General features: G+C 71.2%; 12 protein-coding genes. 5 read left to right on the forward strand and 7 right to left on the reverse strand.

The genetic code is table 11. The features are described 5' to 3' along the window. Window positions 1-53: 53 nt before the first annotated feature. From ACZCAH_RS12375 to ACZCAH_RS12390, 4 genes are all read left to right on the forward strand, one after another. A complete protein-coding gene (locus ACZCAH_RS12375; RefSeq protein WP_464341361.1) occupies window positions 54-1,433 on the forward strand; it encodes an ROK family transcriptional regulator in 1,380 nt (459 codons plus the stop codon). A 316-nt stretch (window positions 1,434-1,749) separates the two neighbouring features. After that, entirely contained in the window at window positions 1,750-2,766 is a 1,017-nt protein-coding gene (locus ACZCAH_RS12380) for an ABC transporter permease (RefSeq protein WP_464341362.1), read from the forward strand. Further along, complete coding sequence (locus ACZCAH_RS12385; protein ID WP_464341363.1) at window positions 2,763-3,707, forward strand: carbohydrate ABC transporter permease; 945 nt, start codon at window positions 2,763-2,765, stop codon at window positions 3,705-3,707. The genes ACZCAH_RS12380 and ACZCAH_RS12385 overlap by 4 nt, the downstream gene beginning before the upstream one ends. Before the next feature lie 152 nt (window positions 3,708-3,859). Then, window positions 3,860-5,506 carry a type 2 periplasmic-binding domain-containing protein gene (locus tag ACZCAH_RS12390; protein WP_464341364.1) on the forward strand — a complete coding sequence of 549 codons (1,647 nt, stop codon included), beginning with the start codon at window positions 3,860-3,862 and terminating at the stop codon, window positions 5,504-5,506. A gap of 199 nt (window positions 5,507-5,705) precedes the next feature. Here the strand turns inward: ACZCAH_RS12390 and ACZCAH_RS12395 are convergent, their stop codons facing one another. Together ACZCAH_RS12395 and ACZCAH_RS12400 are read right to left on the reverse strand one after the other, a co-directional pair. Then, window positions 5,706-7,019 carry an ABC transporter substrate-binding protein gene (locus tag ACZCAH_RS12395; RefSeq protein WP_464341365.1) on the reverse strand — a complete coding sequence of 438 codons (1,314 nt, stop codon included), beginning with the start codon at window positions 7,017-7,019 and terminating at the stop codon, window positions 5,706-5,708. A 346-nt stretch (window positions 7,020-7,365) separates the two neighbouring features. Then, a complete protein-coding gene (locus ACZCAH_RS12400) occupies window positions 7,366-9,306 on the reverse strand; it encodes a family 43 glycosylhydrolase (RefSeq protein WP_464341366.1) in 1,941 nt (646 codons plus the stop codon). Window positions 9,307-9,552: 246 nt separating this feature from the next. Here ACZCAH_RS12400 and ACZCAH_RS12405 point away from each other — a divergent pair, with 246 nt between their 5' ends. After that, entirely contained in the window at window positions 9,553-11,856 is a 2,304-nt protein-coding gene (locus tag ACZCAH_RS12405) for a glycoside hydrolase (RefSeq protein WP_464341367.1), read from the forward strand. Between the two features lie 43 nt (window positions 11,857-11,899). On the opposite strand, the gene ACZCAH_RS12410 is transcribed toward ACZCAH_RS12405, so the two are convergent. The 5 genes from ACZCAH_RS12410 to ACZCAH_RS12430 form a co-directional block, all read right to left on the reverse strand. Beyond that, the gene (locus ACZCAH_RS12410; protein WP_464341368.1) at window positions 11,900-13,255 is read right to left on the reverse strand and encodes an alpha-galactosidase; all 1,356 of its coding nucleotides are present in this window, start codon (window positions 13,253-13,255) and stop codon (window positions 11,900-11,902) included. A gap of 1 nt (window position 13,256) precedes the next feature. Continuing rightward, the gene (locus tag ACZCAH_RS12415; protein ID WP_464341369.1) at window positions 13,257-14,522 is read right to left on the reverse strand and encodes a D-arabinono-1,4-lactone oxidase; all 1,266 of its coding nucleotides are present in this window, start codon (window positions 14,520-14,522) and stop codon (window positions 13,257-13,259) included. A 1-nt stretch (window position 14,523) separates the two neighbouring features. Continuing rightward, window positions 14,524-16,032: an L-arabinose isomerase gene (gene araA / locus ACZCAH_RS12420; protein ID WP_464341370.1), complete on the reverse strand. Its 1,509-nt coding sequence runs from the start codon at window positions 16,030-16,032 to the stop codon at window positions 14,524-14,526. A 5-nt stretch (window positions 16,033-16,037) separates the two neighbouring features. Beyond that, window positions 16,038-16,793 carry an L-ribulose-5-phosphate 4-epimerase gene (locus ACZCAH_RS12425; RefSeq protein WP_464341371.1) on the reverse strand — a complete coding sequence of 252 codons (756 nt, stop codon included), beginning with the start codon at window positions 16,791-16,793 and terminating at the stop codon, window positions 16,038-16,040. Window positions 16,794-16,890: 97 nt separating this feature from the next. After that, on the reverse strand, window positions 16,891-18,612 hold the full coding sequence (locus ACZCAH_RS12430) for a xylulokinase (protein WP_464341372.1): 1,722 nt from the start codon (window positions 18,610-18,612) through the stop codon (window positions 16,891-16,893). Between the last annotated feature and the right edge of the window lie 84 nt (window positions 18,613-18,696).

Here is an 18,696-nt window from a genome sequence, read left to right on the forward strand (position 1 = left end):
AGCGACGGTCGCCGACCGTCGGCACGTCGAGCCGTCGGGGCGGGAGGAGCACCATGGCCACGAAGACCTCGCAGGGGATCCGGCACGAGAGCCGCTTCCTCGTGCTGCGGACGATCTATGCCCGGACCACCATCTCGCGGGCGGAGATCAGCGCGCAGACGGGGCTGAGCGCCGCGACGGTCACCACCCTCGTCGGCGAGCTGCTCGAGGAGGGCGTGGTGCGGGAGGCGGGCCAGATCTCCTCCCGCGGCGGCCGCCCCACCGCGACCTTCCAGGCCAATCCCGGCCGCGGCGCGCTGCTCGCCGTCGACGTCGCCGAGACCTATGTGCGCGTGGACCTGTTCGACACCGCCCTCGCCCGTCTCGACCAAGAGCGCATCGAGCTCGCGCCGGGTGCGCAGACGATCGAGACGGTCGCCGAGCGGATCCGCTGCTGCGCCGAACTGCTGCTGGATCGCCACCCCGAGCTCGCGGGGCAGGTGCTGGGCGCGGGAGTTTCCCTGCCGGGGCAGGTCGACCCCTCCCGCGGCGTGGACGTCTTCGCCCCCAACTGGGGCTGGCACGAGGTGCCGCTGATGGACGCCCTGCAGTCCGCGCTGCCCGTCCCGGTGCGGATCGACAACCCTCTCATGGCGCTCGCCACCGGAGAGCTGTGGTTCGGGGCCGGGCAACGGTACGAGCACTTCGTCGCCGTGAACCTCGGCACCGGGGTGGGTGCCGGGATCATCACCGACGGCAAGCTGCTGCGCGGACCCGGCAACTCCGCCGGCGAATGGGGCCACACCGCGCTCGTCTGGGACGGGCGGCCCTGCCGCTGCGGCCGCGCCGGGTGCGTCGAGGCGTACGTCGGGGTGGAGGGGATCCGCTCGACCCTCGCCGAGATCGACCCCGGTCACGAGCTGGTCCAGGTGCAGCACCACCGCGACTTCATCCAGCGGCTCACGCGCGCGGAGGCCACCGGGGACGCCTCCGCCCAGGCCGCGCTGCTGCGCACCGGCGACTACCTCGCCGCGGGCATCGGCAATCTCGTCAACCTGGTCAATCCCGAGCACGTCTCCGTGCTCGGCTGGATCACCAACTACGCCGGCTCCGAGCTGCGCGACCGGGTGCGGGAAAGGATCCCGCAGGAGTGCCTGCCCGGCCCCGCCTCCGGGCTCAGCCTCGAGTTCACCGCCGCCGACGGCGAGGGGGTCAGCCTGGGCATGGCCGTCCTGGCCCTCGAGGGCTTCCTCGAGCAGGTGGGACTGCCGAGCGCGTCGAGCCAGCCGGGGGTGCAGCCGACGGCGGGCCTGGAGGTCGTCGCGGGCAGCCGCGCCGGGGCGGACGGCGGGGCCGCCGGTGTCGTCGGGGGCAGCTCCTCGCCGCGCGCCGGCAGGACCTCCGGCACTGCGGACCGCGGTGCCTGGGTGCTGCGAGGCAGCGGCGCCGTCTGACCCGGACATCACGGACAGATAACGTCCCGATGCAACCGTCGGAAAGCGGTTGACTTCCCTGGCGCACGCCTGTTCACTCTCCCGCACCACGCAGGACCAGCAAGGAAGCAGTTCTCGCCCCCCGGCGCCGCATCGATCCCCTGATGCCCGACCGGTCCGTCGACTCCGAGCCCGCCCACCAGTGTCGGTGAGCGCCCCCGGAGTCCTCCTCTCCCGCCCCCGCGCCCTTCTGCGTCGGCGGCGGCACCCCGTCCACCGCCGCGATGACGCGGCGGTTGCCGAGTCCTCCCCACTCCTTCCCACGTAGGCAGATGACATGGCGACAGGTACTGCACGCACTGACGCGGCAGCGAAAACTCCGGGGCGACGTCCCCGAGCCGAGGCGCGATCCGCCCGGCCTCCCCTCTCCGACCAGGAGCGATCGGACAGGCGACGGCGCCGCCTCAGACGGGACGGGCTGCTGATCGGCATCGGGCTCCCCGGCGCGATCGCCCTGATCCTCTTCCAGTACGTCCCGCTGCTCGGGAACGTGATCGCCTTCCAGGACTACCAGCCCTATCTCGAGATCTCCGAGGCACCGTTCGTCGGACTCGAGAACTTCTCCTTCCTCTGGGACGGGAACCCGGAGTTCCTCAACGCGCTGCGCAACACCCTCGTGCTCACCCTCGTGCAGACCGTGATCGTGTTCCCGGTCCCGCTGTTCCTCGCGCTGCTGCTCAACAGCCTGGCCGGGGAGCGGCTCAAGCGACTGACCCAGTCGATCCTCTACCTCCCCCACTTCCTGTCGTGGGTGATCGTGGTCGCGCTCTTCCAGCAGATGCTCGGCAACGCCGGGGCGCTGAACACCTTCCTCTTGCAGAACGATCTGCCGATGCTGGAGATCATCGGCGTCCCCGACATGTTCGTCGCCCTGATCACCACCCAGGCGATCTGGAAGGACGCCGGCTGGGGCACGATCATCTTCCTCGCGGCGATCAGCCAGATCGATCAGGAGCAGTACGAGGCGGCCGCGGTCGACGGCGCCGGGTCCTGGCGTCGCCTGTGGCACATCACGCTGCCCTCCCTCAAGGGACTCTTCATCCTGCTGCTCATCCTGCGGCTCGGGAACAGCCTCTCCGTCGGCTTCGAGCAGATCATCCTGCAGCAGGGACCGGTGGGACTCCAGGCCAGCGAGGTGCTGGACACCTGGGTCTACAACAAGGGCATCATCCAGGGCGACTGGGGGCTGTCGGCCGCGGCCGGGCTCTTCAAGAGCGTGGTCGGGGTGCTGCTGGTGATCGGGGCGAACAAGCTCGCCCATCTGCTCGGCGAGGCGGGGGTGTACAGCAAATGAGCATCGAGACCAAGACAGTCGGAGCGAGCGAGCCCAGGGTGCGGCACGCGACCGGGCGACCGGCCTGGATGGAGAAGCCCAACCCCGTCATGCGGATCCTCCGCGGTGCGGCGCTCTGGATCTCCGTGCTGCTGGTGATCATCCCCTTCTGGGCCGTGATCGCCACCTCCCTCGCCGACCAGGCCACGATCAACGCCTCCGGTGGCGGGATGGTCATGTGGCCTTCCGGATTCAGCACGGCGGCCTACGAGGCGATCCTCTCCGGCGGCGTGGTCACGCGCGCGGTGCTCGTCTCCGTCGGCATCACCGTCATCGGCACGCTCCTCTCCCTCGCCACGACGGCGGGCCTGGCGTACTGGCTCTCGCGGCCCGGGGCGGCCTTCGCAAAGCCCGTGCTGCTGCTGGTCCTCGGGGCGGTGCTCTTCTCCCCGGGCCTCATCCCCTCGTACCTCCTGGTCAAGGAGCTCGGCCTGCTGGACTCGTGGTGGTCGCTGATCCTGCCTGTGATGGTCAACGCCTTCAACGTGGTCGTCATGCGGGCGTTCTTCCAGGAGCTGCCCAAGGAGCTGTTCGAGTCCGCGGAGATCGACGGCGCCTCGGCCCTGACGGTCCTGGTGCGGATCGTCCTGCCGCTGTCGAAGGCGGTGCTCGCGGTGATCGGGCTGTTCTACGCCGTCGCCTACTGGAACGCCTTCTTCAACGCCCTGCTGTACATCCAGTCGAGCGACAAGTGGCCGATGGCCCTGGTGCTGCGCACCTTCGTGGTCAACCAGACGACCATCGGCGGCGACCAGATCGGCGCCAACGCGGAGGCGATCCCCCCGCAGCTCCCCATGCAGATGGCCATCCTCGTGGTCGCCATCGTCCCGATCCTCGTCGTCTACCCCTTCCTCCAACGTCACTTCGCCAAGGGCGTCATGATCGGCGCGGTCAAGGGGTGAAGGACCTCGCCGGGGCGACATCGCCCGGCGATTCCCCACTCGGGGAGAGGAGCACGAGAGCCAGGTCCCACCCGCTCGACTCGACGGCACGGGACCTCCGCAAGACGCACGACCGAAGTCTTCACCGCAGCACAGTTCAAGGAGGAACAGACATGTCTGCAACACCCCGAAATGGCGTCTCCCGACGCTCCGTCCTCGCCGGAGCGGGCGTCACCGCCCTGGCCGGCACCGGCCTGCTCTCGGCCTGCGGCAACAGCACCCCCAGCGGGGAGAAGGCGGCCGAGGTCAACGCGACCGTCGAGCTGCCCACGTACATCCCGTACGAGGGCCTGGAGCCGGACTTCCCCGGGGATCCCGAGACCGGCGTCGATCCGGCGTTCCGCTCGTTCCCCGCCGACAACCCCGCCTCCGTCGCCGAGGTCCCCGGGGACGGCTCGACCATCACCGGCATGGCCGACATCTACTACGCCGTGCCGCCCGGCCCCGACCGGAACGCCTGGTGGGCGGGGCTGAACGAGCGCCTCGGCGTCGACCTCGACATGCAGATGGTCGGCAACGCCGACTACGCCCAGAAATTCCCGACCGTCATCGCCGGCGACGACCTGCCGGACGTGATCCGCCTGCTGGACGTGGCCAACTACCCGGCCCTGCTCGAGAACCGGTTCGAGCCCCTCTCGGAGTACCTCGCCGGCGACGCGATCAAGGACTACCCGAACCTGGCGAACATTCCGACGGTGCACTGGAAGAACGCCTCGCGCTACAACGGGGCGATCTACGGGATCCCGATCCCGCGCGGCAGCGTCGGCAACTACAACTTCATCCGCCGCGACATCATCGACGCCCGCGGGCTGAACCCGGAGCCCAAGGGATGGGACGAGTTCCTCGAGCTGTGCACGGGGCTCACCGATGCGAAGGAGCGCCGCTGGGCCCTCTCCCTCCCCGGGCAGATGCGCCAGTACCTGGCGCGCCTGAACCAGGAGCCGAACGGTTGGCGCGAGGAGAACGGCTCCCTGGTCCACGCCTACGAGACCGAGGAGTTCGCCCAGACCCTCGCCGACATGGTCACGCTGTGGGAGGCGGGGGTCGTCCACCCCGACGCCTTCTCGGCGACGCAGCCGTTCAAGCAGCTCTTCAACGCCGGCACCGTCTCCCTGAACCTCCACGACGGCTACCCGGGCTGGGCGCAGTACATCGCCGACAACGCCAGCAACCCGGACTTCGAGCTGGGGCTCATGCCGGTCTACACCCGCGATGGCTCCGAGCTGGCCCCGTGGCACGTGGGGCAGGGCTACTACTCGCTGACCGGGATCTCGAAGCAGGACGATCCCGAGCGGATCAAGCTGATCCTCCGCGTGCTGGACTGGCTCGCCGCCCCCTTCGGGACCGAGGAGTACAAGTACCGGCTGTTCGGCGAGGAAGGGCGCGAGCACACGATGGTGGACGGCAGCCCGACCCTCACCCCCGAGGGCGTCGCGAACACCGTGGTCCCGATCCGGTACCTCGCGGACTCGCCGTACACGGTCTTCCAGCCCGGTCGGCCGGACGACGCGGACGTCCAGCACGCCTACCAGACCACGGTGCTCGCCTCGACCGTGGACAACCCGGCCTTCGGAATCTACTCGGACACCAAGGCCAACAAGAATCCCGCGGCGGACAAGGCCTTCACCGATGGCTGGAACGCCATCGTGCAGGGGCGCCAGCCGATCTCCGACCTCGAGTCGCTGGTCAGCGCATGGCGGTCCGCCGCGGGCGACGGGATGCGCGCCGACTACGAGAAGGGCCTCGAGGAAGCCTCCTGAGAGGGGCCGACGCCGACGACGCGCTCGTCGGCGTCGGTCCCCTCGGGCGACGCGGTAATACTTTTCGGTAAGTTGCTTCTTACCGACACGTACTACCGCGTCGCCGCGTCGCCGGGGCAGCGGGGCGGTGGGGCATGAGACGCGCGACGTGCGCCCGAGGCGGACGCGGCGGGCGACGGCCCAGCGGCCCCCGCAGCGCTCAGTCCGCGGGCTGCATGCCCTCGATCGCGGTGAGGATCTGCTGCGCCGCCGCGGCCGCGTCGGTGTTCCCGAAGTAGAACTCCTGGCTGATGCGGGTCACCTCGGTGCCGAAGCCGACGCCCTCCGCGGGGGTGACGCGCGGCGCGGGGGCGACCTCGGCCTGCATGTCGCGAGCGAAGTCGAGGCAGATGCGCTCGATGTCGTTGAGCTCGCCCTCGATCGCGGTCTGCACCTCGGGGAAGGCGGTCACACCGCGCTCGATCTTCAGCACCTTCGCCGCGTCGAGGTCGGTGAGCAGGAAGCTCATCAGCACGCCTGCATTCTCGGTGACCTCGCTCGCCGCGGCGATCGACCAGTACATCGACGCCTTGTTCACCATCTGGTGGTCCCCGGCGGTGATCGCCGGCAGCCGCAGCAGATTCATCGCCGCCCCGGAGGCGCTCGCGAAGGTCTGCACCTGGGTGTGGAACTGGAAGTGGAACACGGCCTTGCCGGTGCCGAAGCGGCCACCCTCGACACCTGCGCCGAAGTCCTCGATCTGTGCGTCGGCCCCCGGCGCCGCGCCGGAGTCGATGAGCGACTTGGAGAACTCGAGCCAGCCCTGGATGGTCTCGAGCGTCACGAGGGTGTCACCCTCCTTGGGGAAGACCTGCTCCCCGGACTGCCGCGCCCAGGCGTGCAACTCCGCGGCGCCCTGGCCGAACATGTCGATACCGACGATGTCCTGGTCCGCGCCCCATGCGCTGATCGCGGCTGCGGCCTCGGCGAACTGGGTCCAGGTCCACTCGGTGTCCGCGGGGAGCTCGACCCCGGACTCGCCGAGGAGGTCCTCGTTGACGCCCACGGAGAAGATGCCGATGCCCAGCGGGGCGCCGACGAGGGTGCCGTCGGCGAGGCGTCCGGTGTCCAGGATATTCGCCTCCATCGCGGAGAGGTCCAGGACGTCGGTGATCGTCTCGAGGTCGAGCAGCGCCCCGCGGGTGCCGTAGGAGTCGATGTACGCCTCGTCCATCTGCATCAGGTCGGGGGCGTCGCCGCCCGAGGTCTGCGTGGCGAGCTTGTCCCAGTAGCCGGTCCACTCGCTGTACTCGGGGGAGACCGCGAAGTCGGTGTTCTTCTCCGCGAAGATCGCGAGGGCGTCCTGGGTGAGACCGAGACGCAGGTCGCCGCCCCACCAGTAGATGCGGACGTCGCCGCCGCCCTCACCGCCGCCCCCGCCTCCGGACCCGCCGGAGTTGGGGCCGCAGGAGGCCAGGACGGGGATCGAGCCCGCGGCGGCGAGCAGGGCGAGGGTCTGACGACGAGTGAACAAGGGAGCCTCCAGTGGATGAGCGTCGTTGCCGAGCACCGGATCGGGCGAGAGTCGCCGAGCCTGGGACCGACGCTAGCCCACGCGCCCCGCGCGGGCGAGGGACGTGGCCGGATCGAGATCGGCGGGGTCCGTGCGGCGGGGTCGCCCGACAGCCTCGACCAGGCGCGCGGGGACGCAGTCTGCTGGGCCCGGCCGGCTGTCCACGGGCGGGACGCCAGCGGCACGAGACCTGCTATATGCAGGCCACGTGCCGCTGTGATCCCTTCGGTGGACAGCAGGTAAGCAGGTCTACACGACAGCAGATCTGCCGCGGCGGGGCGGAACCGGGCCCGCCATCAGAGGGTGCTCACTCCTTCACGACGGCGACCCAGCTGACCTGGATGTCCGGTGACCTCGTCGGGTGCAGGGTCAGGGTGATCTCGCCGGACGGCCCGGGGGTGATGCCGCCGTAGGCGACGGCCTCGGGGATCCCGGTGAAGAGCTGCTCCTCCGCGACCACCGACCCGTTCAGGGAGACGCGGGCGGCTCGGTTGGCCCAGGGCCAGGGGTCGTAGTAGCCGACGTGCACGGTGAAGGAGCCCGACGGGAGGTTCGCGAAGCGGTAAGTGAGATCGTCGTGATCGGTCGCGTACCGGAGCGAGCGGTCGAGGGAGTCCGTCTCGGATCCGGCGGGCTTCGAGCGGCCCTGGTAGCCCCACACCGCACTGGTCGCCGGGTCCGCCCCGTACGGCTGATCGGCGACGGAGTTCTTCAGGGCCGGACCCTGCGCGTGCTCGCGGAGAGCGAGGTAGTCGCTCGTCTCGGCTCCGCCGGCGTTGACCAGGTAGACCATGTGGCGGGGGACCACGAGGACCTCGCGATGAACGGTGAGAGCTTCCGGACCGCTGAGCGTTCCGACGGCCTCGACCATCCCGGGTCGGTCGAGGTGCGCCTCCCAGCTGATGCTCCGCTTCTCGGTCGTGCCGTCGGAGAGTCGCACGGTTCCGCGACGGGGCAGCTTGTTGATCTCGCCGAGACCGACCGAGCTGGGGAGCTTCACGTCGACGGTGTAGGCGGGCTGCAGGGGCTGGTCCTCCCAGCGCCACGAGTCCTCCCAGACGAGGGACATCTGGGTGCCTTCGCCGAACCGCAGCGGCAACCACACGTAGGGGGCGTGCTTCAGGTCCGAGGGTGTCCAGCGGTCGCCCATGTACACGTAGGTGCCGCGCTCGGGGTCGACGGGGATGACATTCGTGGACTGCGAGCGGAAGGTGTCGGAGGCGCCGTCGCCGGTCACGGGATTGCCGTGATCGGTCCAGTCGCCGAGGATCTCCGTCGCCGTGGCGTACTGAGCGGGGTTCGGATCCCAGCCGGTCGCCCCGGAGGTGATCAGGTAGTAGGTCCCCTCCCGCTTGAACAGGGCCGGCGCCTCGCGATGTGCGCCGATGTAGGGACGGATGAAGTCGACGCCCTGGACCGCCTGGTCCGGGGGAGTCGCCAGATCGGTGAAGTCCTCGTCGAGCCGGGAGATGAAGAGGGAGTAGTTCTCCTCGCTCGAGTAGATGATGTACGCGGTGCCGTCGTCATCGAGGAAGACGGTCATGTCGCGGGCCATGCCGGGATTGTCGGGCTGCCAGTTCGGCTCGCCCTCGGGGGCGTGGTGCAGGCGGTAGCTGTCGATCCAGCGGTAGGGGCCGGTGGGGGAGTCCGAGACGGCGACACCGGCATTCGCCTTCGCGTACTGGGCGGTCGAGGTCTCCGACGGGCCGTCGGCGTGCACCCACATCACCCACGTGCCCTGGGCGGCGTTGTGGAGGACCTTGGGGCGCTCCAGGATCGCGGCCGGGATGCCGCTGCCTGCCTCGGGCACGGTGAGCAGGTCGCGGATCACCGCGGACTTCTGCGCTTCCGAGTAGTCGCCGTACAGAGCGGTGAAGTACGGGTCGGTGTCGATCTGATCGGCGGTGGTGAGCGTGCGCAGCGCGAGGCCCTCGTCGGTCCAGTTGTAGAGGTCTCGAGACGAGTAGACGTGCACGCCGGGTGTGGCGGCGTAGCCGTTGCTGCGATCCTCGCCGAACCAGTAGTAGAGAGTGCCCTCCGCGTCCTCGGAGATCACCACCTGGCCGCCGTGGGCCTGGATGACCTTCCCGTCGGTGTCGAGCCACGGTTCCCCGGGGGTGAAGGACTGACGGGAGGGCGTGCCCTCGGCGTGGGCGAGAGACGGAGCGAGCATCGCGAAGGGCGGCGCGGCGAGAGCGGCCGCGAGGATGCTCCGTCGGCGGGGCGCGGTGGGGGGATTCGTGGGCACAGGGGACTCCTCGTCGAGTCGTGCGTCGGATGGATCGGCGTCGGTGCCGGATCGTCGGGCGGTGTCTCACCGCTCTTTTCACACCCCTCGAAAGAAGGGGGTGCGTCGACCGTAGCGGAGCCCCGGCCGCGGCGGAAGGGGGCGGAGCAAGTTCGCGGATCCTCTGGTCATCCGCTAACGGTTGTGCTTACGGTAAGGGGTGAAGAAAGGGCGTCGACGAGGACGCCCCTCCGAGACGAGGTCGCCATGTCCAAGAATCCGCTGTCCTCTCCTGCCCCGCACAGCGGGACCCCGAACCCGCGTGCGACGCCGTCCCGACGCGTCGTCCTCGCCGCGAGCGTCGTCGCGGGTACCGCGGGTGGAGCAGTCCTCGCGACCTCCGCGCCGAGCGCGGCCCGCGCGGACGGCTCCCCGGCGGACGCGCCCCGGTACCGCCTCGCCGTCGATCCCGGGACGGTGCACCAGACCCTCGAGGGATTCGGCGCCTCCGGGTCCTGGTGGTCCCAGAAGCTCGGGAGCTGGAGTCGCTCGCGCCGCACCGCGATCGCCCAGCTCCTCTTCTCCCGGACCCAGGGCATCGGCCTGTCCCAGTTCCGCTACAACGTCGGCGGCGGGCTCGACGACACCATCACCGATCCGTGGCGCACTGCGGAGACCTTCGCACTCGGCGACGGGACATACGACTGGAGCCGGGACGAGGCGGCGCGCTGGTTCCTCCAGGCGGCGAAGCAGCGGGGCGTCGAAGATTTCATCGCCTTCGTCAACTCCCCGCCGCGGCACCTGACGGTGAACGGCCACACCTACGGCGACCCGGGGACCTCGAACCTCGCCGAGGTCGACCACGAACCGTTCATCGACTACCTCCTCGACGTGGTCCGACACTTCCGCGACGAGGAAGGGATCGACTTCCGCACCATCAGCCCGATCAACGAGCCCCAGTGGGGCTGGGACGGCCCCGGGCAGGAAGGATGCCACTACGAGCCGGAGCAGGTGCGGGAGCTCACCGCTGCGGTGATCGAGGCCTTCGCGGGCAGTGGGCTGGAGACGACGGTCTCCGCGCCGGAGTCGGGGGAGTACAAGGCGCTGTACTCGGGGGAGAAGTACGCGGAGCTGCTGCTCGAGGACCCGATGATCCGCGAAGGGATCGGCGAGCTCGCCACGCACTCCTACTGGTCCACCGACGAGCAGCGGACGCTCGCCGCCGAGGTCATGAGCAGGTACCCCGATGTCCGGCTCGGCACGACCGAGTGGTGCGAGATGGTCAACGGGCGCGACTACGGGATGGACTCCGCTCTGACCCTCGCCCGGACCGTCCACGCCGATCTCACCCTCGCGCGGACGACGACCTGGCAGTACTGGATCGCCGTCAGCAGGTACGACTACCGCGACGGCCTGATCTACACGGACTACGTCGAGAAGGGCGATCCCGAGACCTTCGAGGAGACGCGGCGGCTGTGGGCGCTCGGGAACTACAGCCGCTTCCTGCGCCCCGGCGCGCGCCGGATCGAGCTGGCCGTCGCGGCGGAGTCCCCGACCGAGGGCGAGATGGCGCGCATCCCCTTCGTGGTGCCCGAGATCGCGACGGGGACCACCGTCGGAGACCGGATCTTCCGCCTCGAGGACCGTGCCGGGGACGACACGGGGCCCGGGACCTTCACCTATCCCTCGAATCCCGTCTTCGTCCCGGGCTGCTTCGACCTGCTCTCGGTGGAGGCGACCGACGCCGGGGAGCATGTCGAGTTCGCGATCCGTCTCGGCGCCGACCTCCAGGATCCGTGGAACGGGAGCCCCGTCGGCTACGACCTCCAGAACATCGACATCTATGTCGACACGCGTGCGGACGGCGGGTTCACGGAGCTGCTGCCGGGGCGGCGCGCCCTGGTGGCCGACGAGTTCGCCTGGGACCGCGCGATCCTCGCGTCCGGCCGGACCGATGTCATCGCCTCGGACGTCGCCGCGAAGGTGTCGGCGGAGATGCGCGAGGCGCTGTTCGTCGCCCTGACCGAGGACCAGTCGGTGGCCGGTGACACCCTCACGGTCCGCGTCCCCAGGAGCTTCCTCGGGGACTTCCAGCCCGGCTGGGCGATCCAGGTGATCGTCACCGGCTCGGAGGGGAACATGGAGTCGGACTCCCTGCGCGTGCGGGAGGTGCGGAGGGAGGGCTCCGACTGGAACTTCGGCGGGGGATCCGACGGGCACGAGGACCCCAACATCCTCGACCTCCTCGTCCCCGACGGGATGACGCAGGCGGAGGCGCTCGCGTGGACCCCCGCGACCCGGATCGAGGTGCTGGCCTCGGCCTACCTCGATGAGGACACCGGGAACCTGGTCGTCGTCGCCCTCAACGAGGCCGCCACCGAGCAGGAGATCGAGCTCGCCGTGCCGACCCCCTCGAAGACCCTCGTCCTCACCCCGCACCGGACCTCGGAGACCGAGTCGCTCGCCCGGGGATCCCAGTGGCGGCTGCAGCGCGACAGCGACGGCATCGCCCGGGGCACGACGCGGCTGGCGCCCCGGTCCATCACGACCTTCACGGCGCGGTGGTCGTGAGCGGGAGGTGGGCGGCGGCCGCAGCGGTCGCCTGCGCCCCGCCTCACCCGACCCGCAGCAGCACCGCCCCGTGCGGCGCGATCCGCACGTCGATCGCCGTCGAACCGGGGGCGACGCCGCGCGCGGCATCGGACTGCACGGCCACGGGACGAGCCGGGACCGGAGCGCCCGTCCACAGCTCCCGCACCTCGCCGGTCAGCGCGGCCGGCAGGCCGACGTCCTGGCTGTCCAGCGCCACGTCCAGCGACGTCTCGCCCACGTTGAACGCGGCCACGTAACGTCGACCGTCGGCGTCCTCGGCGGTCCACAGGATCAGCGGGTCCTCGCGGAACACCTCGCGGCTCGCGGTCGCGCCGGCGTGGAGGGCGAGCACGTCGGCGTTCTGCAGCAGCGCGATCGTGGCCGGGTCGGAGGTGGGCAGGTCCCCGCCCACCATCAGCGGTGACCGGGCGATCGCCCACAGGGTCATGAGCGTGACCTGCTCGTCCGGGGTCAGCAACGAGTCCCGCGGCTCCCCGCGCTCGGCGCGGAGCCCGATCCGGCCCAGTGGCAGCATGTCGCCGTCGGGCCAGCCCTCGGGCCCGGCGTGCGGGGCCCAGCGGGCGAAGCGGGCGAAGTTCGCTGCGACGTCCTCCCACCGGTCCCAGAGGTCATCGCAGATCCGCCACATGGTGGCGTGCTCCCGCAGGTGCTCGAGCCGGGTCAGGGACAGGTCGCGGCCGGGGGAGAGGCTCAGCTGCATCGGCCGGCCGCAGCGCGTGATCGCCCCGGCGAAGGCCTCGATCTCGGCGGCCTGGTACGGCCAGAGCATGTCGTCGACCTTGAGGAAGTCCACGCCCCACTCCGCGTACAGCGCGAGCACCGAGTCGTAGTAGGCGCCGGCGCCATCGACCGAGTGGTCGAGCCCGACCATGTCCGGGTTCCACTCGCACGAGTTCTCGGGATCGGCGACGTCGGCCGCGCGCACCGCGGTGCCGAGCACGGGGGTGTTCGCGGCGACCGCCCGACGGGGGATCCCGCGCATCACGTGGATCCCGAGCTTCAGCCCCAGCGCGTGGACCTGCGCGGCGAGCGGCCCGAAGCCCTTCCCGCCCGCGGAGCTGGGGAATCGCCCGGGGTCGGGCAGCAGTCGGCCGTGTTCGTCCATCGCCAGCGGCGCGTCGGCGTTGTAGCCGTGGGAGCGGGCCGACGGGTCCGACCAGTCGATGTCGACAACCACCGTGTCCCAGCCGTACGGCAGCAGGTGCTCGGCGAGGAAGCGGGCGTTGGCCAGCACCTCCTCCTCGGTGACGGTGGTGCCGTAGGAGTCCCAGGAGTTCCAGCCGCGGGGCGGGATCGGGGACGGGACCGACAGGCGGGGGGATCCGGCCGACGGGGCGGGAGGGGTCTGGGCGGTCATGTCACTCTCCGAGCAAGCGGTCGACGTAGGCATTGGCGAAGACCCGCTGGGGGTCGAGCCGGTCGCGCAGCGCCTGGAAGCGGGCGAGATCCGGGTACTGCTCCCGCACGGTGTCCGGAGCGAGGGTGAACACCTTGCCCCAGTGCGGGCGCGGGGCGAACGGGGCGAGGGCCGCCTCGATCTCGGGCAGCAGCGCCGCGACCTCGGCCGGCCGCTGCTGCCAGGTGAAGTGCACGCAGGCGCTGTCGCGGTGCTGCGCGGGGGAGAGCCACATCCCGTCGGCCGCGACCGTGCGGATCTCCGAGGCGTGCAGCAGCGGGCGGATCCGGTCGCCGAGCGGCATCACCGCCGCGAGCGCCGCGGCCGCGTCCTCGCGGGCCACGAAGTACTCCGACTGGATCTCCTCGCCGCTGCTCGGTGTGAACTCGAGCCGGAAGTGCGGCAGCCGCTCGTGCGCCGGCCCCGGCTCCCCGGTCTGGTCGGTGCAGAAGTCGGCGGGCATGCTCGGCAGGGGGTGGACGGCGCGCAGCGCCCGTCGGCCGCCGTGCCAGGACTCCGGCGGCGCCGTCTCCTCGTCGACGCGCTGCTTGACCCACGCCTGCGCGATCGTCCCGTCCCAGTGGTGGAACAGGCTCACGCTGGTGCCGCCCGCGAGGAGCGCCGAGAGCGTCTCCTGCTCGGTCGCGACGGCGGGGAAGTCGAGGTGGACGGTCTGCCGCATCGGGACGGCGGGGACCAGGTCGAGGGTCAGGTGCGTGAGGATCCCGAGCGCGCCGAGCGAGAGCACCGCCCCGTCGAAGATCTCCGCATCCCGCTCCCGGGACAGGGTGAGCAGGTCGCCGTCGGCCGTGACCAGCTCGATCGCCCGCACCCCGGCGGCGAGGGAGCGCAGGCGGTCCCCGGAGCCGTGGGTGCCGGTCGCGCTCGCGCCGCCCACCGAGATGTGCGGCAGGGAGCCCATGTTCGTCAGGGCCAGACCGGCCTCGTGCGCGGCGAGCGCGAGCTCCCCGTAGCGGACCCCGGCGGCGACCCGCGCGGTGCGGGCCGTCGTGTCGATCTCGATCTCGGCGGGCATCTGCGCGAGCGTGACCAGCGGACCGTCCGAGGCGGCGACCTCGGAGAAGGAGTGGCGGGTTCCGAGCGCCCGGAGCCGCGGGGAGCGGGCCACGAGGACGCGCAGCTCGTCGAGGGTGCACGGTTCGTGCAGCGGCCCCGGCCCGTAGTCGACGGTCCCGGACCAGCTGCGTCCGGGCGCTCGGAAGGCCATCTCAGAACCCCTGGGCGAGGCGGTGGAAGACCTGGTTGGTGCGCAGCTCCTGAGCGAAGGAGCGCACCGTGGTGTCCGCGTCGATGATCGCGAGCTCGATCCCGCCGATGGTGGCGAGGTCCTCCCACACCCCGAGGCCCAGCGCGGTGCTCATCACCGTGTGGTGGGCCGCTCCGGCGGTCAGCCAGCACTCGGCCGAGGTGGCGAAGTCCGGGGCCGGCTCCCAGACGGCGCAGGCCACCGGCAGCTGCGGCAGCGCCTCGTCGGGCTCGACCACCTCGACCACGTTCGCGACCAGCCGGAAGCGCTCGCGCATGTCGGAGAGGGCGACGACGACGGCGGGTCCGGCGTCGGCCGCGAACTTCAGGCGCACCGGGTCCTCGCGGTCCCCGATCCCCAGCGGGTGGATCTCGAGGGACGGCTTGCGGGTGGTGAGGGTGGGGGAGACCTCGAGCATGTGCGCGCCGAGGATCTTCTCCTTCCCCGGCGTCATCTCGTAGGTGTAGTCCTCCATGAGCGAGGCGCCGCCGGGCAGGCCGTGGCCCATCACCGCGGCGACCCGCACCAGGATCGCTGTCTTCCAGTCGCCCTCGGCGCCGAAGCCGTAGCCGTCGGCCATGAGGCGCTGCACCGCGAGGCCGGGCAGCTGCCGCAGACCGCCGAGGTCCTCGAAGTTCGTGGTGAACGCACCGAAGCCGCCTTCCTCGAGGAAGCGGCGCAGGCCCAGCTCCTGGCGGGCGCCGTACCGCAGCGACTCGTGGCGCTCGCCGCCGCGGCGCAGCTCGGGCACCACGTCGTAGAGCAGCTCGTACTCGGCGACCAGCTCGTCGATCGCGCTGTCCTCGATCGCGTCGACGACGGCGACCAGCTCGTTGACGCCCCAGGTGTTCACGGAGACGCCGAGCCGCAGCTCGGCCTCGGTCTTGTCGCCCTCGGTGACGGCGACGTTGCGCATGTTGTCGCCGAAGCGGGCGAGCTTCAGGGAGTGCATCTCGGCCCAGCCGGTCGCGGCACGGGCCCAGCGACCGATCTTCTCCTGCACCACCTGGTCCGAGGCGTGGCCGACGACGGTCTTGCGGTCCACGCCGAGGCGCGTGGCGATGTACCCGAACTCGCGGTCGCCGTGCGCGGCCTGGTTGAGGTTCATGAAGTCCATGTCGATCGTGGACCAGGGCAGGGCGACGTTCGCCTGGGTGTGCAGGTGCAGCAGCGGGGTCTGCAGCGCGTCGAGGCCCTGGATCCACATCTTCGCGGGGGAGAAGGTGTGCATCCAGGTGATCACGCCGACGCAGGCCGGGTCCGCGTTGGCGGCCAGGGCGACCTCGCGGATCGCGTCGCGGTCGGTCAGCACCGGCTTCCAGACGATCCGCACCGGGATGTCGGACGCGGCGTCGAGGGTCTCGGCGATGCCGCGGGACTGCTCGGCGACCTGCTCGAGGGTCTCGGGGCCGTACAGCCCCTGGCTGCCGGTGAGGAACCAGATCTCGCGGGTCTCGAAGGGGTTCTGCATGGGGCTCAGGCCTCCTGGCTGGGCTGGTCGGCGGCGTCCGCGGCGGGCTGGCCGTAGACGTTCTGGTAACGGTCGAAGAGGGAGTCGATGTGGCCCTGCGCGATCGGCAGCGGCTCGCCGAGCTGGCGGGAGACGTGCACGGTGCGCGCCACCTCCTCGCACATCACGGCGGCCTTCACCGCGTCGCGGGCGTCCTTGCCGATGGTGAACGGGCCGTGGTTCTGCATCAGCACGGCCCGCGAGCGGGAGTCGCGGAGGGTCTCCACGATGCCGCGGCCGATCGAGTCGTCGCCGATGATCGCGAAGGGGCCCACGGGGATCGGGCCGCCGAACTCGTCCGCCATCATCGTCAGCACGCAGGGGATCTCCTCGCCGCGCGCCGCCCAGGCGGTCGCGTAGGTCGAGTGGGTGTGCACGACCCCGCCCACGTGGTCGAGGTGCGCGTACACGTACGCGTGGGCGTCGGTGTCCGAGGAGGGGACCAGGACGGCCGGGGTGCCGTCCTCGATCTTCTTCCCGTCGAGCGTGCAGACCACCATCGTGTCCGCGGAGAGGTCGTCGTAGGAGACGCCCGAGGGCTTGATGACCATCAGCCCCGGCACGTCGGGGTGGACCGCGGGCACCCGCTCGGAGACGTTGCCGGCGGTCCACACGACGAGCCCGTTGCGGGGCAGCTCGGCGTGCAGCGCGGCGACGCGCTCGCGGGTCTCGGCCACCGCACGCTGGGTGGCGCGGGGCAGGTCGGCGAGGACGAGGGTCATGGGGTTCCTTCCGGAGGGGTGCGGCGGACGGGGTGGGCCGACGGGGAGCGGCCGACGGCCGGGCCGACGGGGTAGGCCGACGGGCAGGCCGACGAGGTCAGTCGAGGAGCTCGCCCGCGAGGCGCTCGACGGGGAGGGCGGCGCGGTAGCCGGCCAGCCAGGTGGCGTGCCCGGCGGAGCCCGCGGGGTCGGGGTCGAGGGTGCTCAGCTCCTGATCGGCGAAGACGACCTCGGAGAGATAGGCGCTGAGCGACCGGCCGGCGCTGGACTCGCAGCTAGCGCTGGAGCCGGTGTCGGACCCGGCGTCGGAGCTGGACCTGGCATCGGAACCGGAGACCGCGTCGGCCGTGCGGGCGGTGTGCGCTGCGAGCAGCGCCATGCCCCAGGCGCCGCCCTCCCCGGCGGACTCGCCGAGGGCGACCGGGGTGCCGAGCGCGTCGGCGAGCACCTGCTGGGCGACGCCGCGGGTGCGGAAGATGCCGCCGTGGGCGTACATGACGTCGAGGTGCACGCCCTCGTCCTGGAGCAGCGCCTCCATGCCCACGGCGAGAGCGCCGAACGCCCCGTACAGCTGCGCGCGCAGGAAGTTCTCGAGGGTGAAGCGCGCGGACTGCTCGCGGACCAGCAGCGGCCGACCGGAGGCGACGCCCGTCTGATGCTCGCCCGAGACGTAGTTGTAGCTGAGGATCCCGCCCGCGTCGGCATCCCCGGTGGCACCGGCGCCGAAGAGGGTCGCGTAGAGGTCCTCCGGGGACTGCGGGGCGCCGATCAGCTCCGCGAACTGGGAGAACAGTCCCAGCCAGGCGTCGAGATCGGTGGTGCAGTTGTTGGTGTGGATCATCGCGACGGGGTCGCCGGCCGGCGTCGTGACCAGGTCGATCTCCTCGCGCGGCCCGGACAGCGGGCGCTCCAGGACGACCATCGCGAAGGCGCTCGTGCCCGCCGAGACGTTGCCGGTGCGCGGCTCGACGGCCTGCGTCGCGACCATTCCCGTGCCTGCATCGCCTTCCGGGGGCGCGGTGATCGCCCCGGGCTGCAGGGCGCCGCTCGGGTCGAGCAGGGCAGCGCCCTCGGCGGTGAGTCGACCCGCGTCCTGCCCTGCGAGGCGCACCTCCGGGAGCAGGTCCGGCAGCGACCAGGGCACCTCGGCGACCGCGTCGAGGGCTGCGAAGCGCTCGAGGAGCTCGGGGTCGAAGGCATCGCCCGAGGCGGCGATCGGGAACATGCCGCTCGCATCACCGACGCCGAGCACCCGGCGCCCGGTGAGGCGCCAGTGCACGTAGCCCGCGAGGGTGGTGAGGTGCGCGAGGCGCTGGACGTGCTCCTCGCCCTGCATCACCGCGTGGAGGAGATGGGAGACGCTCCAGCGCAGCGGGATGTTCTGTCCGAGGGTCTCGCTGAGCAGCGCCGACGCCTCGGTGGTGAAGGTGTTGCGCCAGGTGCGGAACTCGGCGAGCTGCTCGCCGTCGGCGTCGAAGGCCAGGTAGCCGTGCATCATCGCGGAGATCCCGAGGCCGCGCAGCGAGGTCAGCTCCACGCCATGGGTCTCGCGCACCTCGCGGGCGAGATCGGCGAAGCAGTCGGCGATCCCCGCCCACACGGAGTCCAGCGAGTAGGTCCACGTCTCGCCGACCAGCTCGTTCTCCCAGGCGTGGGAGCCGGTGGCCAGCACGGCGCCGGTCTCGTCGATCAGAGCGGCCTTGATGCGGGTCGAGCCCAGCTCGAGCCCGAGGTGGGCGTCACCGGCGGCGATGGTCTCTGCGGCCGCCGGCCTCTCGGCGGCGGCGGAGGTGGGCGGGGACACTTCGGCGTGCGTCATGGGCACCATCTCATCAGTTTTCGCGGGTCGATGTCAACGTTCACATTTGCGGTGGGCGGGCGACTGGGCGGCTGGTCGGTCGAC

Source organism: Brachybacterium sp. B718/18 (assembly GCF_055454375.1).